At 70.4% G+C, this 18,385-nt stretch carries 16 protein-coding genes and 1 pseudogene; 10 read left to right on the top strand and 7 right to left on the bottom strand.

Going from position 1 to position 18,385, the window contains the following annotated elements; translation table 11 throughout:
• Positions 1 to 127 precede the first annotated feature (127 nt).
• Both FEF34_RS03185 and FEF34_RS03180 read left to right on the top strand, forming a co-directional pair.
• The gene (locus FEF34_RS03185) at positions 128 to 2,530 is read left to right on the top strand and encodes an ATP-binding cassette domain-containing protein (RefSeq protein WP_138051758.1); all 2,403 of its coding nucleotides are present in this window, start codon (positions 128 to 130) and stop codon (positions 2,528 to 2,530) included.
• Positions 2,531 to 2,879: 349 nt separating this feature from the next.
• On the top strand, positions 2,880 to 3,689 hold the full coding sequence (locus FEF34_RS03180) for a thioesterase II family protein (RefSeq protein ID WP_234042253.1): 810 nt from the start codon (positions 2,880 to 2,882) through the stop codon (positions 3,687 to 3,689).
• A 198-nt stretch (positions 3,690 to 3,887) separates the two neighbouring features.
• Here the strand turns inward: FEF34_RS03180 and FEF34_RS03175 are convergent, their stop codons facing one another.
• Genes FEF34_RS03175 through FEF34_RS03165 form a run of 3 tightly spaced genes read right to left on the bottom strand, consistent with a single transcriptional unit; the run spans position 3,888 to position 7,794 of the window.
• Complete coding sequence (locus tag FEF34_RS03175; RefSeq protein ID WP_138051757.1) at positions 3,888 to 5,954, bottom strand: iron ABC transporter permease; 2,067 nt, start codon at positions 5,952 to 5,954, stop codon at positions 3,888 to 3,890.
• Between the two features lie 5 nt (positions 5,955 to 5,959).
• Entirely contained in the window at positions 5,960 to 6,937 is a 978-nt protein-coding gene (locus tag FEF34_RS03170; protein ID WP_138051756.1) for an ABC transporter substrate-binding protein, read from the bottom strand.
• Positions 6,934 to 7,794: an ABC transporter ATP-binding protein gene (locus FEF34_RS03165; protein ID WP_138051755.1), complete on the bottom strand. Its 861-nt coding sequence runs from the start codon at positions 7,792 to 7,794 to the stop codon at positions 6,934 to 6,936. Before FEF34_RS03165 ends, FEF34_RS03170 begins: the two co-directional genes overlap by 4 nt.
• 279 nt (positions 7,795 to 8,073) lie before the next feature.
• Between FEF34_RS03165 and ctaD the strand changes: the two genes are divergently transcribed.
• Together ctaD and FEF34_RS03155 are read left to right on the top strand one after the other, a co-directional pair.
• Complete coding sequence (ctaD, locus tag FEF34_RS03160) at positions 8,074 to 9,822, top strand: aa3-type cytochrome oxidase subunit I (protein WP_138051754.1); 1,749 nt, start codon at positions 8,074 to 8,076, stop codon at positions 9,820 to 9,822.
• Positions 9,819 to 10,187, top strand: coding sequence for a hypothetical protein (locus FEF34_RS03155; protein WP_234042252.1), 369 nt, complete (start codon positions 9,819 to 9,821; stop codon positions 10,185 to 10,187). The genes ctaD and FEF34_RS03155 overlap by 4 nt, the downstream gene beginning before the upstream one ends.
• A 506-nt stretch (positions 10,188 to 10,693) precedes the next feature.
• Here the strand turns inward: FEF34_RS03155 and FEF34_RS03150 are convergent.
• Entirely contained in the window at positions 10,694 to 11,431 is a 738-nt protein-coding gene (locus tag FEF34_RS03150; protein WP_138051753.1) for a dienelactone hydrolase family protein, read from the bottom strand.
• Between the two features lie 442 nt (positions 11,432 to 11,873).
• Between FEF34_RS03150 and FEF34_RS03145 the strand changes: the two are divergent.
• Positions 11,874 to 12,115 (top strand): annotated as a pseudogene (locus FEF34_RS03145) (Tn3 family transposase); the annotation flags it as partial.
• 14 nt (positions 12,116 to 12,129) lie between these two features.
• Here the strand turns inward: FEF34_RS03145 and FEF34_RS03140 are convergent.
• Both FEF34_RS03140 and FEF34_RS03135 read right to left on the bottom strand, forming a co-directional pair.
• A complete protein-coding gene (locus tag FEF34_RS03140) occupies positions 12,130 to 13,401 on the bottom strand; it encodes an MFS transporter (RefSeq protein ID WP_138051752.1) in 1,272 nt (423 codons plus the stop codon).
• A gap of 33 nt (positions 13,402 to 13,434) precedes the next feature.
• Positions 13,435 to 14,028: a winged helix-turn-helix domain-containing protein gene (locus tag FEF34_RS03135; protein ID WP_138051751.1), complete on the bottom strand. Its 594-nt coding sequence runs from the start codon at positions 14,026 to 14,028 to the stop codon at positions 13,435 to 13,437.
• A gap of 264 nt (positions 14,029 to 14,292) precedes the next feature.
• Here FEF34_RS03135 and FEF34_RS03130 point away from each other — a divergent pair, with 264 nt between their 5' ends.
• From FEF34_RS03130 to FEF34_RS03110, 5 genes are all read left to right on the top strand, one after another.
• Entirely contained in the window at positions 14,293 to 14,628 is a 336-nt protein-coding gene (locus FEF34_RS03130; RefSeq protein ID WP_138051750.1) for an ArsR/SmtB family transcription factor, read from the top strand.
• Positions 14,628 to 15,353: a cation transporter gene (locus tag FEF34_RS03125; RefSeq protein WP_138051749.1), complete on the top strand. Its 726-nt coding sequence runs from the start codon at positions 14,628 to 14,630 to the stop codon at positions 15,351 to 15,353. Before FEF34_RS03130 ends, FEF34_RS03125 begins: the two co-directional genes overlap by 1 nt.
• Positions 15,354 to 15,580: 227 nt before the next feature.
• The gene (locus tag FEF34_RS03120) at positions 15,581 to 16,330 is read left to right on the top strand and encodes an MFS transporter (RefSeq protein ID WP_138051748.1); all 750 of its coding nucleotides are present in this window, start codon (positions 15,581 to 15,583) and stop codon (positions 16,328 to 16,330) included.
• Positions 16,273 to 16,401: a DALR anticodon-binding domain-containing protein gene (locus FEF34_RS44120; RefSeq protein WP_234042251.1), complete on the top strand. Its 129-nt coding sequence runs from the start codon at positions 16,273 to 16,275 to the stop codon at positions 16,399 to 16,401. The genes FEF34_RS03120 and FEF34_RS44120 overlap by 58 nt, the downstream gene beginning before the upstream one ends.
• 197 nt (positions 16,402 to 16,598) lie before the next feature.
• Positions 16,599 to 16,970, top strand: coding sequence for an STAS domain-containing protein (locus tag FEF34_RS03110; RefSeq protein WP_138051747.1), 372 nt, complete (start codon positions 16,599 to 16,601; stop codon positions 16,968 to 16,970).
• Positions 16,971 to 17,106: 136 nt separating this feature from the next.
• Here the strand turns inward: FEF34_RS03110 and FEF34_RS03105 are convergent, their stop codons facing one another.
• Entirely contained in the window at positions 17,107 to 18,243 is a 1,137-nt protein-coding gene (locus FEF34_RS03105) for an ABC transporter substrate-binding protein (RefSeq protein ID WP_234042250.1), read from the bottom strand.
• Positions 18,244 to 18,385: the final 142 nt, after the last annotated feature.

The following is an 18,385-nucleotide window of genomic DNA, read 5'->3' as shown; positions in this document are numbered from 1 at the left end:
CGCACCTCGCGGCGAATCCGTGATCCGCACCGCCGGGGAACCACCGGACATACTGCTCGGGGACGGTCGGACCGGACCCGGCGACGCCGACGAAGGGCCGCGAGGGCGCCCGACGGATGGAGAGAAGATGAGCAAGGCCACGAGGACCGACCCGCAGTCGTCCGAGCCGCACCCCGCCGACAGCCACGACCTGATCCGTGTGCACGGAGCGCGCGAGAACAACCTCAAGGACGTCAGCGTCGAGATTCCGAAACGCAGACTGACGGTGTTCACGGGCGTTTCCGGGTCGGGCAAGAGTTCCCTCGTGTTCGACACGATCGCCGCCGAGTCGCAGCGGATGATCAACGAGACGTACAGCGCCTTCGTCCAGGGCTTCATGCCGACGGCGGCGCGCCCCGAGGTCGACGTCCTCGACGGTCTGACCACCGCGATCACCGTCGACCAGCAGCGGATGGGCGGCGACCCCCGCTCCACGGTGGGCACCGCCACCGACGCCAACGCGATGCTGCGCATCCTCTTCAGCCGGCTCGGTCAACCGCACATCGGCCCGCCGAGCGCCTACTCCTTCAACGTCGCCTCGGTCCGGGCGAGCGGCGCGATCACCGTCGAGCGCGGCGCCAGGACCAAGGCCGAGAAAGCCACCTACGAGCGCACCGGCGGCATGTGCAACCGCTGCGAGGGCCGCGGTACGGTCTCCGACATCGACCTCACGCAGCTCTACGACGACTGCAAGTCGATCGCCGAGGGCGCGTTCACCATCCCCGGCTGGAAGTCCGACAACGTCTGGACCGTGGGGATCTACGCCGAGTCGGGATTCCTCGATCCGCACAAGCCGATCCGCAGGTTCACCAAGAAGGAGATGCACGACTTCCTCTACCGCGAGCCGACGAAGGTGAAGGTCAAGGGGATCAACCTCACCTACGAAGGACTGGTCCCCAAGATCCAGAAGTCGTTCCTGTCCAAGGACAAGGAGTCGATGCAGCCGCACGTCCGGGCGTTCGTGGAGCGGGCGGTCACCTTCACCACCTGCCCCGAGTGCGACGGCACCCGGCTCGGTGAGGGGGCCAGGTCGTCGAAGATCAACGAGATCAGCATCGCCGACGCCTGCGCGATGGAGATCCGCGACCTCGCGGAGTGGGTCCGCGGCCTCGACGAACCGTCGGTGACGCCGCTGCTCACCGCGCTCCAGGGCACCCTCGACTCCTTCACCGAGATCGGCCTCGGGTACCTCTCGCTCGACCGTCCCGCGGGCACGCTGTCCGGCGGCGAGGCGCAGCGCGTCAAGATGATCCGCCACCTCGGTTCCTCGCTCACCGACGTCACCTACGTCTTCGACGAGCCGACCATCGGCCTGCACCCCCACGACATCCGGCGGATGAACGACCTGCTGCTGCGGCTGCGGGACAAGGGCAACACCGTCCTCGTCGTCGAGCACAAGCCGGAGGCGATCGCGATCGCCGACCACGTCGTGGACCTCGGGCCGGGCGCCGGCACGGCGGGCGGCACCGTCTGCTTCGAGGGCACCGTCGAGGGGCTGCGGACCAGCGACACCGTCACCGGACGCCACCTCGACGACCGGGCCACCCTCAAGGAGACCGTGCGCACTCCCACGGGCGCGCTGCGGATCCGCGGCGCGGAGGCCAACAACCTGCGGGGCGTCGACGTCGACGTCCCGCTCGGGGTGCTCACCGTGGTCACCGGTGTCGCCGGTTCCGGCAAGAGCTCGCTCGTCCACGGGTCGCTGCCCCGGCAGGCGGGGGCCGAGGGCGTGGTGTCGGTCGACCAGAGCCCGATCCGCGGTTCCCGCCGCAGCAACCCGGCGACGTACACCGGGCTGCTCGACCCGATCCGCAAGGCGTTCGCCAAGGCCAACAGTGTGAAGCCGGCACTGTTCAGCGCCAACTCCGAGGGTGCCTGCCCCACCTGCAACGGCGCCGGTGTGATCTACACCGACCTGGCGATGATGGCCGGGGTCGCCACCACCTGCGAGGACTGCGAGGGGAAGCGCTTCCAGCCCTCCGTACTGGGGTACCACCTCGGCGGCCGCGACATCAGCGAGGTGCTCGCGATGTCGGTGACCGAGGCCGAGGAGTTCTTCGGCGCGGGCGAGGCGCGCACGCCTGCCGCGCACAAGATCCTCGAGCGGCTCGCCGACGTCGGGCTGGGCTATCTCAGCCTCGGCCAGCCGCTCACCACGCTGTCCGGCGGCGAGCGGCAGCGGCTCAAGCTGGCCACCCACATGGCGGACAAGGGCGGCGTCTACGTCCTGGACGAGCCGACGACCGGCCTCCACCTCGCCGACGTCGACCAGTTGCTCGGACTGCTCGACCGCCTCGTCGACTCCGGCAAGTCGGTCATCGTCATCGAGCACCACCAGGCGGTCATGGCGCACGCCGACTGGATCATCGACCTCGGCCCCGGCGCCGGTCACGACGGCGGTCGGGTCGTCTTCGAAGGCACTCCGAACGACCTCGTCGCCGCCCGTTCCACCCTTACCGGCCAGCACCTCGCGGAGTACGTCGGTGCCTGACACCGGCACCTGACCGGGCCGCGCCGAGCACGTCCGGCGCCCGTCCGACGCCCGACCGGGGCCCGACCGGGGCCCCGGTGCCGGGCGGCGAGGCCCGCGCGGCACCTCGGGAGACCCCGATGGCGTCGCAGCGCCGCAGGGTCTCCCGCCGTAGTGGTCGTGGGCGCCGTCATGGTCGTGGTCGCTGTCGTGATGATCACGTTCATGTCGATGGGGGAGCGACATTCACGGGGCGAGTGCGAAGATGCGGGGTGAATCCGCGGACGTGCGAACCTGGTTCGGTGCGTTCGGTGCGTTCGGGCAGGTCCGGTGAGGTGCGGACACGCCGGGCGTCCGCCACGGACGTGCGGTGGAGGAGCTTCGAGGTGCGGAGTTGGTCGGGGTGAGTCAGGAGCGGAACCTGTGGTTGCGGCGCTTCCACACGGTGGAACGCGGCGACGGGCCCGCCGGGGAACCGGCGTTCGAGTTGATCTGTTTCCCGCACGCCGGCGGCTCCGCCGCCTACTGGCGTGGGCTCGCCGCGGAACTCGCCCCGGCGGTGGACGTCCTGGCGGTGCAGTACCCGGGGCGGCTCGACCGTCTGCACGAGGCGCCCGTCGAGGATCTCCATCGGCTCGCGGACCTGGTCGTCGCGGAGCTGGGGCCGCAGGGCGAGCGCCCCCGGGCGCTGCTCGGGCACAGTATGGGTGCCTCGCTCGCCTACGAGGTGGCCGTCCGGCTGGCGCGCGTGCCCGGACGCGAGCCGCTTCTGCTCGTGCTGTCGTGCCGTCGCGCGCCCGACGCCGCCCGGAGGCGGCCCCGGGACTGGCCGCGGGACGACGCCGAACTGATCGCCCGCGTACGGACGCTGGGCGGTACGGAGTCCGCACTCCTCGACGACCCCGAACTGCTCGGCGTGATCCTGCCCGCGCTGCGCGGGGACTACCGGGCGCTCGCCTCGTACGAGCCGACCCCCGGCCGGACGCTCTCCTGCCCCGTCGTGGCCCTGACGGGGGACCGGGATGCCGAGGTGCCCGTCGAGGACCTCCGGGCCTGGCGGGAATGCACCTCGGGCGACTTCCGCACGCGTGTGTTCGAGGGCGGGCACTTCTTCCTGAACGACCACGTGGGGGAGGTGGCCGCGCTGATCCGCGGCATGCTCCCCGCGTCCGCGGGTTGAGCGGGGCGACTCGGGCGCGCCGCCGGATCGGCACCGAACTCCGCCCGGCCCTCCGGCTCGTCCTCGCAGTGGCGGGTGAGATGGTCGGCGAGACGCCGCAGCCCCCGGCCCGACGACGGAACGGCTCACCGGCCAGGTCCTGACCGTCGACGGCGGCCTGGAGGTCACGTGACGCGTCCGTCCGCGCGGACGCGGTCCCTACCGGCGGGTGCGGACGAGCAGTTGCAGAAAGTACGGTGTGCCGATCACCGCCGTCATCAGGCCGGCGCCGAGCTGCGCCGGGGCGATCACGGTACGGCCCAGCAGGTCGGCGACGCACACGAGCGAGGCGCCGAGGAGTACCGCCACCGGAACCACCCGGACGTGCTGCCGGCCCACCAGCGCCCGCGCCGCGTGCGGTGCGACGAGCCCCACGAAGCCGATCGTGCCGGCGGCGGCCACGGCGGTGGCCGTGAGCAGGACGCTCAGGACGAGGAAGCCCAGACGCCCCCGTGCCGGATCGAGCCCCAGCAGCTTCGGCGTGTCCTCGTCCAGCGACAGCAGGTCGAGTTCGGTGCGCCGCACGACCGCGACGATGACGCCCACCGCCAGCACGGCCGCGAGCGGAACCACGTCGACCGCGGTCCGCCCGTAGGTGGAACCCGACAGCCAGGTCAGCGCCTTCGTCGCGTTGAAGGGGTCGGTGAGCACGATGAGCAGGCTGATCAGCGCGGCAGACCCGGTGGCGGTTCCGAAGCCGACGAGGACGAGCCGGTTCTGCCGGAAGCCGCCCCGCGCGGCGAGTCCGAAGACGACGACGGAACCGGCCGCCGCGCCCGCGAACGCCGCGCCGGCCACGCTCCACGGCCCGGCCGAGGCCACGGTCGTCACGAGGAGGACGGCACCCAGCGCGGCGCCGCCGGATACGCCCAGGACGGCGGGCTCGGCCAGGGGGTTGCGGGTCACGGCCTGGACGAGCGTCCCGGCCAGGGCGAGCGCCGCGCCCGCGGAAAGCGCCGCGAGGACCCGGGGCACGCGGGTGTCCAGGACGAACCCGACCGTGCGACCGGCCCTGCCCTGGGCCCAGTTCACCACGTCGCCGAGCAGCAGCTTGCTGTCGCCCAGCAGCACGGCGGCGATCGTCACTCCGACGAGCACGGCCACCAGCACGGCCGCCACCGTCAGGAAGGCGGTCCGGCTGCGGACGCGCAGCCGGTCGGTGGCCGCGGCGCCCGCGCTGTCCCTGACCCGGGCGGCCATCACGACCAGGAACAAGGCTCCGACGAGGCTGGTGGCCACGCCCGTCGGCACGGCGACCGCCACATCGGCGGGAACGACGGCGCGCAGGAGCACGTCCGAGCCGAGGACGAGCACGGCACCTGCCAGTCCGGCGACGGGAATGCCGGCACGCGCCCGGGAGTACCCGCGGAACCTGCGTGCCAGGGGCCGGACGAGAGCGGGGGCGCACAGCCCCACGAAACCGATCGGCCCGGCGAGCGTCACCGCCGCCGCCGAGAGCAGCGCCGCGAGCACGACCACGGTGACACGGGTCGCCCGGACGGGGACGCCGAGTCCGCGCGCGGCGTCCTCGCCGAGCGCCAGCGCGTCGATCCTGGGGGCGAGGAGCAGCAGCCCGACGAGGCCGATGACACCGAGCGGCACCATCTGCAGCACGCCGTCGAAACCGTTCTGGGAGATGCTGCCCTGGTTCCATCGGTAGAGCCCCTCCGTCTGCTGGGGGAACAGCAGCAGCAGCGCCTCGGTGATCGCGGTCAGCCCGAGCATGAGGGCACTGCCCGCGAGGACGAGCCGGACGGTGCCGGTGCCCAGTCCCGACAGCCCGAGCACGACGGCCGCCGCCACGAGACCGCCGGCGAACGCCACACCGGAGGAGGCGAGGAGCGGCAGCGAGACACCGGTGACGGCGGCCAGGCCGAGGGCCAGATAGGAACCGGCGTTCACCGCGAGGGTGTCGGGGGAGGCGAGGACGTTGCGGCTGACCGCTTGGAGGGCGGCGCCCGCCATGCCGAGCACGGCCCCGACGAGGAGCCCCGCGGTCATGCGGGGCAGTCTGGAGGCGATGATGACGGACGCGTCGTCCGGGTCGGCGCGCCCGGTGAGCGCCTTCCAGACCTCGGGCGCACCGACGGCGGCCGTGCCCTGGGTGATGTCGACGACCGCGAGGGCTGTGACGAGGAGGAGCAGTGCGGCCGTCACCGCGGCCGTGCCCGTGCGGGACGGGACCGCCGACGGACGGGTGGCGGGTGGGGAAGCGGTGACGGCCATGGGCGTTACTTCGTCAGCGCCCGGACCGTGGCGTCGACGTACGCGCCCATCGACTCGGGGCCGCCGAACATCCAGATGCCGTCGGGCAGCCGGTGGACGTTGCCCTTCTTCACGAACGGCAGCGACTTCCACACGGAGTCCTCGGCGAGGACGCCGGTGAACGGCGTGCTCGCCTTGTCGCCGTCGCTGCCGATGTAGGCGAACTGCACGTCGCCGAGTTGGGTGAGGCCCTCCACGTCGGTCGCGGCGAGCCCGTAGCTCGGGTCGCCCTTGACCGTCCAGGCGTTCCTCAGGCCGAGCTTCTCGTTGACGGCGCCGACGAGCGAGCCTCTGGTGTACGGCCGGATCGAGACCTGGTTGGAGACGACGTAGCCGTCGGCGAAGGCGTACTTCGCGCCGGCGAGACCGGCGTCGGCGAGGGCCTTCCCGCCCTCGGCGAGCTTGGCGTGGAAGTCCTTCCTGAGCTTCTCGGCCCGGTCCGTGGTGCCGGTGGCCTTCGCGATGAGGTCGAGGTTCCCGGTCATCCGGCCGATCGGGTCCGCCGCGTCGGCGGCGCGGAGCTCCAGCACGGGGGCGACCTTGCGCAGCTGTTTCACGGCGGCCGGCGGCAGGTCGCTCGTCGCGACGATCAGGTCGGGCGACAGGGACGCGATGGTGTCCATGCTCGGCTCGCCGCGCGTGCCGATGTCCTTGGGCTCGTTCCTCAGCGGGACCGCGGTGTCCCAGGTCTTGTAGCCCTTGACGTCGGCGACACCGACGGGGTCGACGCCCAGCGACACCAGGCTCTCGACGACGTTCCACTCGGTGCCGACGACCTTCTCGGCGGGTCCGTCGAGCTTCACCTTCGCGCCGGTCGCGTCGGTGAGAGTGATCGGCCCGGCGGTCTTCTTCGCGTCGTCGGCGGCGGGCTCGGTCGTCCCGCAGGCGGTCAGGGTGAGGGCCGCCGCGGACGCGACCGCGGCGGTGAGGAAGAGGCGTCTCATGAGGTGGCACTGAGCCTTTCGGTTCGCGAGTGGTGCCGGCCGATGGCGCGGGTACGCAGCCGGCCGGTCAGGGGGTCGGTGTCGACCTCGATGCGGATGCCGTAGGTGCCGGTCAGCCGCCCGGCGGTGAGGACGACCTCGGGGAGTCCGTCGGCGATGATCCGGCCCTCGTGGAGCAGCACGATCCGGTCGGCCACGGCCGCGGCCTGGTCGAGGTCGTGCAGGACGGTGCCGACGGCGATGCCGTGCTCGTCGGCGAGGTCGCGCACGAGGTCCAGGAGTTCGACCTGGTAGCGCAGGTCGAGATACGTGGTCGGTTCGTCGAGGAGCACCACGCCGGTCTCCTGGGCGAGGCAGCAGGCGAGCCATACGCGCTGCAGCTGGCCGCCGGAAAGGTACTCCGCTCCCCGGTCGGCGAGTTCCGCGACGCCGGTCATGGCGAGCGCGCGGTCCACCGCGGCCCGCCCGCCCGGGTCCGCCTTGCCCCAGCGGCTCCGGTACGGGTACCGGCCGAACTCGACGACGTCCCGCACGGTGAGCCCGCTGGGCGTGGGGCGCCCCTGGGTCAGCAGGGCGACATGACGCGAGAACTGGCGGGGCGTCATGGCCAGCCCGTCCGCACCGGCGTCGATGACGATGGTCGCGGTCCTGGGGCGTTGGAGCCGCGCCAGGGTGCGCAGCAGCGTGGACTTCCCGCTGCCGTTCGGTCCCACCAGGACGGTCACCTCGCCGGGCCGAAGCGTCAGGGACGCGTCGTGCACGACGTCGACACGGTCGTAGGCCACGGTGACACCCGTGGCCGACAGCTCATGACCGCGGGGGCCGGGGGCCGCTGAGTTCTCTTCACCGACTCTCACGGGACAAAGGTTAGCCTAACCTTACAATCGCCGGGAAGGGTGGGGGCGTAAGGGGAAAACCGGCCGTACCTCACCGAATGCGGCATTCGCTGTCGGCCGGAACGGCGGATCTGCCGAAGCGCGGCCGGATCCTGCGGCCGCCGGACGGGCACACGCACCCACGAAGCTGAACGGGCCGGGGGGAACGACTCGCCGAGAGACGGGTTGGGGCCGGGTCACCTCTCGTCACGGCATGCTTCCTCCTGCAACTTCCTCATCCGAGAGAGCAACAACGTGGCCATGCACAAGTCGTCCGAGGCGCTCGGCACGGACACCTACGAAGACGAACTTCCCGTCCGGCGCCGACGGCCCGGCAACGTGGTCGTGAAGTGGCTCACCACCACCGACCACAAGACGATCGGCACGCTCTACCTGGCGACCTCGTTCTTCTTTTTCTGCATCGGCGGGATCATGGCGCTCTTCATGCGCGCCGAACTCGCCCGTCCGGGTACGCAGATCATGTCGAACGAGCAGTTCAACCAGGCGTTCACGATGCACGGCACCGTGATGCTGCTGATGTTCGCGACGCCGCTGTTCGCCGGATTCACCAACTGGATCATGCCGCTGCAGATCGGCGCGCCCGACGTGGCGTTCCCGCGGCTGAACATGTTCGCGTACTGGCTGTACCTCTTCGGCTCGCTCATCGCCCTGGGCGGCTTCCTCACCCCGAACGGGGCGCCCGACTTCGGCTGGTTCGCCTACTCCCCGCTGTCGAACGCCGTTCACACTCCGAACGTCGGCGCCGATCTCTGGATCATGGGTCTGGCCTTCTCCGGCTTCGGCACGATCCTCGGTTCGGTCAATTTCATCACCACGATCATCTGCATGCGGGCCCCGGGTATGACGATGTTCCGCATGCCAGTGTTCTGCTGGACCGTGCTGCTGACCGGTGTGCTGGTCCTGCTGGCCTTCCCGGTGCTCGCCGCGGCCCTGTTCGCGCTGGAGGCGGACCGCAAGTTCGGCGCCCACATCTTCGACGCGGCCAACGGCGGCGCCCTGCTGTGGCAGCACCTCTTCTGGTTCTTCGGCCATCCGGAGGTGTACATCATCGCGCTGCCGTTCTTCGGCATCATCTCGGAAGTCGTGCCCGTCTTCAGCCGCAAGCCGATCTTCGGTTACATCGGCCTGGTGGCCGCGACCATCGCGATCGCCGGTTTGTCCGTGACCGTGTGGGCCCACCACATGTACGTTACCGGCGCAGTGCTGCTGCCGTTCTTCTCCTTCATGACCTTCCTGATCGCCATCCCCACGGGTGTGAAGATCTTCAACTGGGTCGGCACGATGTGGAAGGGCTCGTTGTCCTTCGAGACCCCGATGCTCTGGGTGATCGGCTTCCTGATCACCTTCACCTTCGGTGGCCTGACCGGTGTCATCCTGGCCTCGCCCCCGATGGACTTCCACGTCTCCGACTCGTACTTCGTGGTCGCCCACTTCCACTACGTCGTCTTCGGCACCGTGGTGTTCGCGATGTTCGCCGGATTCCACTTCTGGTGGCCGAAGTTCACCGGCAAGATGCTGGACGAGCGCCTCGGCAAGATGACCTTCTGGGCGCTGTTCATCGGCTTCCAGGGCACGTTCCTGGTCCAGCACTGGCTGGGCGCCGAGGGCATGCCGCGCCGCTACGCGGACTACCTGGCCGTCGACGGCTTCACCGCGTTGAACACCGTCTCGACGATCAGTTCGTTCCTGCTCGGCCTGTCGATCCTCCCGTTCCTCTACAACGTGTGGAAGACGGCCAAGTACGGCAAGCAGATCGAGGTCGACGACCCGTGGGGCTTCGGGCGGTCGCTGGAATGGGCGACGTCCTGCCCGCCGCCGCGGCACAACTTCCTCACCCTGCCGCGGATCCGCTCGGAATCCCCGGCGTTCGATCTGCACCACCCGGAGGTCGCGTCGAGCGACGAGGCGATCGTCACCGGCTACCGGGACGTGGTCGAACCGGGCAGGGGCGCGGCACCTCCGCTCGGCGACGACAAGGACGGCCGGTGAGGGGTGCGGGGGGCGGAGCCCGCGACAGCGCCGACATGGCGGCGGGCTTCGCCCGGCTGGAGGGGTATCTGATGGCCAACGCCCATGTCGTCGCGGCCCGGACGGCGGCCGAAGGGCTCGCCGACCGGATGCCCTGGCTGACGGCCGACGAGCGTACGGAGCTCGTACGCCTCAGCACCGCGGACCGCATCCAGGCGTCCCGGGAGCAGTTCGAGGCGGTGGCGGGACGGGCGCGCGAACTGGAGGCCCAGTACGACGCCCGCTACCGGCAACTGAGGCGCCGCCTCCTGTGCCGGACAGTCGCCTGCCTCGCCGCCTGCCTCGCGCTCTGCGCGACCACCGTCGTCCTCTCCGTCCTCCGGTGACGGCGTCGCCGGTGCCGGCCTGTCGACCCGCACCGCGGGGACGGGCCCGGGTTCGCCGCCCGCGGCGCCCTCGGCCCGGCCGGCCGGCTCCGGCGACGCGCCCTCCTCCGCGTATCGCGGAGGTCTTCGGGCTCGACGAGAAGACCCCGACGTGCTAGGAGGACTCCGCACGAGCCCTGCTGGAACAGGCCGCCGAGTCGGGGGTCGGCCGAGAGACGCGGCAAGGGGGCAATGAGTAGATCCTGATGCGGCTTTACGCGCGGTCAGCACAGTGACGCCGCAGTAAATGCGTACATCTCGCCCTGCCAGCCGGAACGGTCCGCCGCGGGTCGCGACGATCACGGCCAGGGCTGCGCCGCAGTGAATCCGGTATCTACTGCGGTAGTTGGGAATACGTCTCCGCGACCGTGCAACTGTCCGCATGCGGGTCTGCTGTGAGGGCTTGCGGGGAGGAGACTGGCAGTGCGCGACGCCGACCAGGCCTGGCACCAGCATGTCTGCTTGGGTCATGCCCCCGGGTCCTCCGTCACGGGCAGGCACTCGGCGAGCAGGTCGACGACGTCGCGCCAGGCTCGCTGCGCGTGCTGTCGGTGGTAGCCGACGCCGGGGACCACGGGGTGGTCGACCGGCGGGTGGTGGAAGGCGTGCAAGGCTCCGCCGTAGACCGCGAGGCGCCAGTCGACCCCCGCGGCCTGCATCTCAGCGGTAAACGCGTTCCGTTGCGCGGGCGGCATGATCGGGTCTTCCGACCCGACCCCGGCCCACACCGGGCAGCGAATGCGCGCCGCCTCGCCCGGTCGGCCCGTGGTCAGTGCGTTGACTGTCCCGATCGCGCGCAGGTTGACGCCGCCGCGCCCGAGTTCCAGCCCGACGGCGCCCCCGGTTCCGTAGCCGACGGTGGCGATCCGGTCGGGGTCGGTCCGGGGCTCGGCGCGCAACACGTCGAGCGCCGCATGGCCGATCCCCCGCATCCGGTCGGGATCAGCGAGCAGGGGCATGCAACGGGCCAGCATCTCCTCGGGGTCACCCAAATAGCGCCCGCCATGAAGGTCGAAGGCCAGCGCTACATATCCCAGCTCGGCGAGAGCGTCGGCCCGGCGGCGCTCGACGTCGCTGAGCCCCATGCCCTCTGGTCCGAGCAGCACCGCGGGCCGGCGGTCGACACCGGCCGGGAGCGCGAGGTGCCCGATCATCGCCAAACCGTCGGCCGGGTACTCGACCGTACGCGTCGTGATCTTCGTCATGCGACTGGACTGTAGTGATCGTCGAGCCCGGTCCGGCCGGTGTTCTGCCGCTGGCGGAACAGCACCGGTGTCCTCTCAAATACGGGACGGGCCCGGCGCTCAGGACTTCAAGAGCATCCCGTTGCCCCTTTGGCGCGTATCTCGGTCACACCCCGAGTCCGGCCCAGCGGGTTGACCACGAACCCGCGGGCCCAACCGCCGGAATCAGGAGATCCACCCGTGGGTTCGCGGTGAACAACCTTCACTTTCCCTGAACCCACGGACCTCTCGGGGGTTGAGGAACTTCGGAACGAAGACCGGCGCTGAGCCCTTCGCGCGTCCGAGAGGGCTGACCTGGACTTCTGTAAGGGCGGAACCTTCGACAGCCGTGTTGATCATTGGCTGTGTGGAGGTCCGGGTGCCGGTCGAGTTTCTGACGGAGGCGCAAGCCGCCGCGTACGCGCTGAACATGATCAACGACCAGGCGGCGGGACCGGGTGGGAAGGTGGTGGCCGACACCCCGCGGGACTCGCCGTATGTGCTGGATGCCCTCTACGACCGGGACGGCGGCGAGCGCCCGGAGACGATCGTCACGGACACTGCCTCGTACAGCGGCGTCGTCTTCGGCCTGCTCACCCTGGCCGGGTTCGCGTACGCGCCGCAACGAACGGTCTGCCGGACCAGAAGGTGTGGCACATCGACCGCTGGGGTTGGGCTGTTCAGGCGGTCACGCCTGGCCGCTGCCGGGGGAGTTCGGCGTGCCGCACCGCGCCGGATGCCAGGGCGATGATGACGCCCAGGCTGGCGAAGATGCCGCAGCCGACGAATACCGAAGCGGATCCCCAGACTCCGATGGCAGCGCCGACCACCGGGTAGCTGAGGGGCGCGAGACCGACCATGGTGAGCATGACGACGGAGGTGACCCGGCCGAGATAGGCCGGGTCCGCCGCGGTCTGTATGAGGGCGTGGTCCAGACTGCCGAAGACCCCCGCAGTCAGCCCGATGACCGCGGCCAGCACCGCGGCGAGCCAGAGCGTGGGCACCAGTGCGATGGCTGCTGCGCCCGCGCAGCCCACGAGCAGTGTCCCGGCCAGCATCAGGCCGGCACGGGGCAGCCGACCGGCGATGGCGAGCAGTGCGGCGCTGGCCGCAGCTCCTGCACTGAAGCTGCTGACGATCCAGCCGTAGCCGGAAGGGCCCCAGCCGCGTTCGGCGTTGAGGAGTACCATGCCGACGTTGAGGGTGCTGACGAGCCCGAGTTCGCAGATGGCGCCGACGGCGACGAGCGGGCCGATGAGCCGGTGGCGGCGGATGTAGCGCAGACCGTCGAGCAGGTCCTGCCGCGCGGTGCCGGGCTCCGGCTTCTCGGCCTTGCGTGCCCCGAGTGACCGTATCCGTGTCGTCAGCAGAAGTGGCAGGGACAGGGCGATGAACAGGCCGGCCGCGGTGAACGCGGCGGCAGGTCCACCGAGTCCCATGGCCAAGCCGCCGATCGGCGGGCCCGCGATCTGGCTGAGGCGCATCGACAGCGAGCGCATGCCGGTGACCCGGGCCAGTTGGTCAGGGCTGGTGATGAGCGGCGGGAGGGCGCCGACAGCCGGCACGAACAGTGCGTCCACGGCACCGAAGACGAGCGCCACGGTGATCAGGATCCACACGGCCGGTGCCGTCAGCGCGACGGCCGCGGCGGCCGTCAGGATCAGGAGGCAGCGCAGCGCGTCACTGCCGAGGATTACCCGACGGGGGTCGAACCGGTCGGCCACCACACCCCCGCCGAGCATGAGTAACGCCCGTGGTAGCGCCCCCGAAGCCATGACGAGGCCGACTTCGGTAGGTCCGGCGACCTTCTGTGCGGACCAGCCCAGGGCGACGAAGTACACGCTGTCGCCGATGAGGGAGGTGGTGTACGCGGCGAGCCATCGCAGCACGTTGCCGTCCCTGTGGGCCGGTGTGGTGGCGCGTTCGGGCAGGATTGTCTCTGAGGTGGCCATGGCAGGCTCCGGTAAGTGGGGATATGGGCCGGGTCAGGGCCGGAAGGGGAAGCCGTAGAGGTGCACGGAGACGTGCTCGCGGTCCTCGGTGTCGCCGGCAGTCTTGGCGGCCTTGCCGCGCTCCCGCCAGCGCCGGGCCAACGCCTCAAGCTCGTCGTTCATCTCGTCGAGTTCGGCGGGGGTGAGGTCGAGCAGCCACTCTGAGCTGAAGGCCGCGTCAGTCCACGTCTTCCCCCAGGCGGACTTCTGGTCGAGATACGCGCGGTACTGGGCGACGCGGGTATCGAAGATCCCTCGGGTCACCGCGCCGACGGCGGCGGCGCCCTCCGGAGTGTCTGCGAAGTCCGAGTCGCGAAAGCCCCAGCCCTCCTCGGACGCCACCTTCCACCAACGCTCGCGTCCGTCGGTGCTCTCACCGCTCGTCTGGGCCACGAAGCCGTGCTCGGCCAGTTTGCGCAGGTGGTAACTGACCAGCGAAGGCGTCTCGTCGACATGCTCGGCGAGCTGAGAGGCGGTCGCGGTGCCCGCGGCGTACAGCAGCCGGTACAGCTGCATCCGCAGCGGGTTCATGAACGCCCTCAACCGTGACAGGTCGGTGATCTGCTCAGGCTTGTGCTTCGGTCGCATGCACGCAGCGTAGATGTGAAGCATAAACTTCGCAATATCTGCTTCAGAGTTGGCCGGCCGGGCAACCGCTCGGTGTGCAGGGGACTTGAGACGCCTCAGCCCGGCTCGACTCCGGCACGGCCCAGTCCACCGCCGCGAACCGCACGAGCACTGACCAGTCACACGCCTGCGCTGTACTCGCTCACCTGTTGGGGCCGGAGGCGGCGCCTTTCACCACACTATCCATACTTCCCTGAATTCAGGGTCCTGTGTATCGTCTTTGGTGTGCTGAATCTCGCGCAAGACATCGAGGTGCTGGCACGGTTCGGCCGTGCCCTCGCCGACCCGATCCGCTGCCGGCTGCTGCTCGCCCTGCGTGCGGCTCCCGCATATCCGTCCGACTTGGCCGATGCCATCGGCATCTCTCGTACGCGCCTGTCGAACCATCTGGCGTGTCTGCGCGACTGCGGGTTGGTCGTGGCTGTGCCCGAGGGCCGCCGCACTCGCTATGAGCTCGCCGACCCCCGCCTGGGGCATGCGCTGGACGACCTTCGCCAGGCCGTTGTGGCCGTCGCCGAGGACAGTACCTGCCCGGATACCGAGGAGAAGGGCTGCTGCTAATGGCCGCAGAGGTATCTCTCGGCCCGGCCCCCGCACGCCGCGAGGTCCTGGCCCGGCGCATACGACTGCTGGTTGCGGCCACCATCGCCTACAACGTGATCGAGGCGGTCGTCGCCCTCACCGCGGGAACGATCGCGTCGTCGTCCGCTCTGGTGGGTTTCGGTCTCGACTCGATCATTGAGGTCTCGTCGGCAGCTGCGGTGGCCTGGCAGTTCTCGGCCCGCGAGCACGCTGTGCGCGAAGCGCGGGAGAAGCAGGCTCTGCGGATCATCGCGGTGTCGTTCTTCGCGCTCGCGACCTTCGTGGCCGTGGATTCGATCCGCGCCCTGGTGGGCAGCGGCGAGGCGGAGTCGTCGATCCCCGGCATCGTGCTGGCGGCCCTTTCGCTGGCGATCATGCCGTTCCTGTCCGCCGCGCAGCGGAGAACGGGCCGGGAGCTCGGGTCGGCCTCGGCGGTTGCGGACTCCAAGCAGACGCTGCTGTGCACCTATCTGTCGGCGGTGCTCCTGGTGGGCCTGCTCGCCAACGCCACCCTCGGCTGGTCGTGGGCGGACCCGATCGCCGCGCTGGTGATAGCAGCAATCGCGGTCAAGGAAGGCCGGGAGGCATGGCGGGGCGACGGCTGCTGCGCACCGAGTGGTCTGAGCACGCTGAAGGCCGGTACCGAGCCGGCCGACGACCAGGACGCCTGCGGCTGCGCACCGGGGTGTGCCTGCTGCAACTGACCTGACAGCGCTGCCTCTCGCAGGCAGCCGGGGCATTTGGCCCAAGCAACTTCACAAGGGGGATGGTTCATCGGCTCCCTGAGCGACACGAACAGCTCAGGGGGCTACGCAGCGCGCCCGTACGCGCCTCGGGCCACGTCAGATCGTGCCGATCAGTGGCTCCTTTCCAACCCGGGTCGACGGCCCGGCACTCATTCTTCTTCTCTTGCGCCTGCTGAGGAGCATCCATGGCGATGCCCGGTACCACCGCAACTGATCCATCGTCATCCGGGAACAGCGGGCTGGTACGCAATCGCTGGTTAGCCCTGGTCGCGCCCGTCTTCGGCTTGATGATCGTCGGCCTGGACGCAACGATCCTGACCGTCGCCCTGCCGACACTGGCCACCGAACTCGAGGCGACCACCACTGAGTTGCAGTGGTTCACGGACGGCTACACCCTCCCGTTCGCCGGTCTGCTGCTGCCGCTCGGTGTACTCGGCGACCGCATCGGCCGACGACTCGTCCTGATCGGCGGGCTGCTGCTGTTCGGTGTCGGCTCCCTGATGGTCCTGAGAGTCGACAGCCCTGACGGCCTGATCATCGCCCGCATCGTCATGGGCGCCGGCGCCGCCGCGATCACCCCGCTCGCGCTGTCGATCGTGCCGTTGATGTTCCCGAAGGAGGAGCGCTCCAAAGCCATGGCGATCGCCACCGCCGGTTTCGCCCTCGGGCTGCCACTCGGCCCGCTGGCCGGCGGATGGCTGCTGAACAACTTCTGGTGGGGCTCGATCCTCCTCATTGGCATTCCCGTCATCATCATCGCCGTCATCGGCATGCTCGTGTTGGTGCCGGAGACCCGGGACCCGAACGCCAAGCGGATCGACCTCATCGGCGCTGGAGCAGCCGGCCGGCACGTTCCACCGCTTCTACTGCGCCTGCCGTGTCCTGCCGAGGGCCGGGGGCCCCGGACGACCGGACCAGGGCCCGGTTGTGGCTGACCGACGCGGTGAGAGTGGTGCTGCGCAACGGCCTGCGGTTGCTCGGGGTCTCGGCGCCGGAGCGGATGTGACACACGACCGCCCGACGTGAGCGCCCGCGCACTGCCGGTCCGAGCGCCCGCTGAGGTCCGGCTGTCCGGCCTTCCCAAGCCCCGGAGGTCCACCGGTGACGGGGGACGGCCGCCACTACGCCCGTCGGCTGAACTCGGGGCCGGTCCGGGCCCGCACGCGGACCGGCCCCGGCAGCCGGCGTGACGATGGAAGGGCAATGCGAGTACCGTCGGCCGTGAAGGAGTTCACCGTGGCAGCCGAGGACATCACCCCGTCGGCCCGACCGATCATCACGGTGTCGACGGCCGACGGTCTGCGCGCAGAGGTGGTCCTGACCGGGGATATCGGGGCCGCGACCCTGCGCGAACTGGAAGAACGCCTTGACGCGCGCCCACTGGCCGAGGCCGCCGAGTGGGTCGTGGACATGAGCGAGGTCACCCACCTCGACCTCGCGTGCGCGTACGCGCTCCTTCGGGCGGCCGGCCTTCGCGCGAAGCCCGCGGAGCTGACCATCCGCGGGGCGCGGCGCACGGTCCGGCGGACGCTGCGCCACGCCGGGCTCGACGCGGTCGCGACGATCGTGGAGTGAGGGGCGGCCGCCCGGGTCGTCGCCGCACGCCGCCTGCCGAGGCCCATCGAGCCGTGCCGCCGAAGCCCGCCCCGGCCGGACGAAGCGCTCGAGTGAAGGCCGTACGGGCCCCGCCCGGAGGTCGTACGCATCGCGGTCAGCCTCCCACGGCCTTCGCCCAGCCCCGGTCGACCGTCAGCCTCGCCTTCTGCAGTTGTACGTCCGTGGGGAACCGGGGCTCGCCCTCAACCGTCGGCAGCCTCGCGGCTGCGGCCTCGTCGAGGGTGCCGTCCTCGCGCATGGTCTCCATCAGGACCGGACGTGCGTAGCCCTTGAGCCGGAGGTTCTGGCCCGTCGTGCCGAAGAGGTACTCCTGCCACAGGCGGGCGGCCGCCGGGTGGGGGGCGTTCCTGTTGACGGCCAGGGCGTAGTACTGGGCGAAGCTGCCATCGAAGGGGATCGCGACCTGCCAGTCCACGCCCTTGCCGCGGAACCGGTCCGCGTAGTCGAGGTTGACGTAGTCCCAGTCGATGCTGATGGGGGTCCTCCCCGTCTCGACCGCGGCCGAGGTGGACTCGACCGGGTTGAAGTTGCCGCGATCGTGGAGTTCGGCGAAGAACTCCAGGCCGGGAGTGATGTCGTCGAACGACCCTCCGTTCGCGAGGGCGGCGGCGTAGACCCCCGCGAAGGCGGTGTTGGAACGGGTGGGGTCGCCGTCGAGCGAGACCATCCCCTTGTACCGGGGTTCCAGCAGATCGGCGAAGGTCCGGGGGCAGGGGCCGACGCGGGCGGCGTCGCAGCCGATGGAGATGTATCCGCCGTAGTTGTTGGTCCAGCGGCCCTCTTCGCCGTCCTTCTGGTTGTCCGGTACCGAGTCGTACGCGGCCACCCGGTACGGCGCGAGCAGGTTCTGGCGGACCGCCGACCGGGCGAACGTGTCGCCCACGTCGACGACGTCGGGGGCGTTGGCGCGCTTCCCGCTGCTCCTGAGGGCGTCGATCTCGTCCTGACTGGAGCCCTGGGGATCATCGACCGTGACCTTGATCCCGTACGTCTTCTCGAAGCCGTCGATCAGTCCGCCGTAGTTGGCCCAGTCGCGCGGAAGCGCGATCGCGTTCAGCGCACCCTCCTTCTTCGCCGCGGCGATCAGCCTGCTCATGCCTCCCGCCTCCTGCGCGGAGGTGGCGGCCGACGGCTCGACGGGCGCGGTCTTCGACGTCTCGGTGCAACCGACCAGCAGCGCGAGGGTGAGGCAGGCCGCGGTGGCCGCTGTTCGGACACGGGGTACGGTCACGATTGCTCCAGGACGCGAGGGTCGGGAACGTACGAACGGGGACATACGAGCGGGGACGTACGGGTGGGGACGTACGAGCGGGGACATACGAGCGGGGACGTACGAGTGGGGACGAGCAGACCGGCGAGCGGTCGTACGGCAT

Origin of the sequence: Streptomyces marianii (assembly GCF_005795905.1) — a bacterium.
In the GTDB taxonomy this organism is placed as follows: Bacteria; Actinomycetota; Actinomycetes; order Streptomycetales; family Streptomycetaceae; genus Streptomyces; species Streptomyces marianii.
Note: the sequence above shows the minus strand (reverse complement) of the source record. Positions and strands in the feature narration are given on the sequence as shown.

What these genes read in the sequence shown, in the direction of transcription:
- FEF34_RS03185 (WP_138051758.1), top strand. Translation starts at nt 128, where the DNA reads ATGAGCAAGGCCACGAGGACCGACCCGCAGTCGTCCGAGCCGCACCCC.
- FEF34_RS03175 (WP_138051757.1), bottom strand. Translation starts at nt 5,954, where the DNA reads ATGGCCGTCACCGCTTCCCCACCCGCCACCCGTCCGTCGGCGGTCCCG.
- FEF34_RS03170 (WP_138051756.1), bottom strand. Translation starts at nt 6,937, where the DNA reads ATGAGACGCCTCTTCCTCACCGCCGCGGTCGCGTCCGCGGCGGCCCTC.
- ctaD (WP_138051754.1), top strand. Translation starts at nt 8,074, where the DNA reads ATGCACAAGTCGTCCGAGGCGCTCGGCACGGACACCTACGAAGACGAA.
- FEF34_RS03150 (WP_138051753.1), bottom strand. Translation starts at nt 11,431, where the DNA reads ATGACGAAGATCACGACGCGTACGGTCGAGTACCCGGCCGACGGTTTG.
- FEF34_RS03140 (WP_138051752.1), bottom strand. Translation starts at nt 13,401, where the DNA reads ATGGCCACCTCAGAGACAATCCTGCCCGAACGCGCCACCACACCGGCC.
- FEF34_RS03135 (WP_138051751.1), bottom strand. Translation starts at nt 14,028, where the DNA reads ATGCGACCGAAGCACAAGCCTGAGCAGATCACCGACCTGTCACGGTTG.
- FEF34_RS03125 (WP_138051749.1), top strand. Translation starts at nt 14,628, where the DNA reads ATGGCCGCAGAGGTATCTCTCGGCCCGGCCCCCGCACGCCGCGAGGTC.
- FEF34_RS03120 (WP_138051748.1), top strand. Translation starts at nt 15,581, where the DNA reads ATGGCGATGCCCGGTACCACCGCAACTGATCCATCGTCATCCGGGAAC.
- FEF34_RS03110 (WP_138051747.1), top strand. Translation starts at nt 16,599, where the DNA reads ATGCGAGTACCGTCGGCCGTGAAGGAGTTCACCGTGGCAGCCGAGGAC.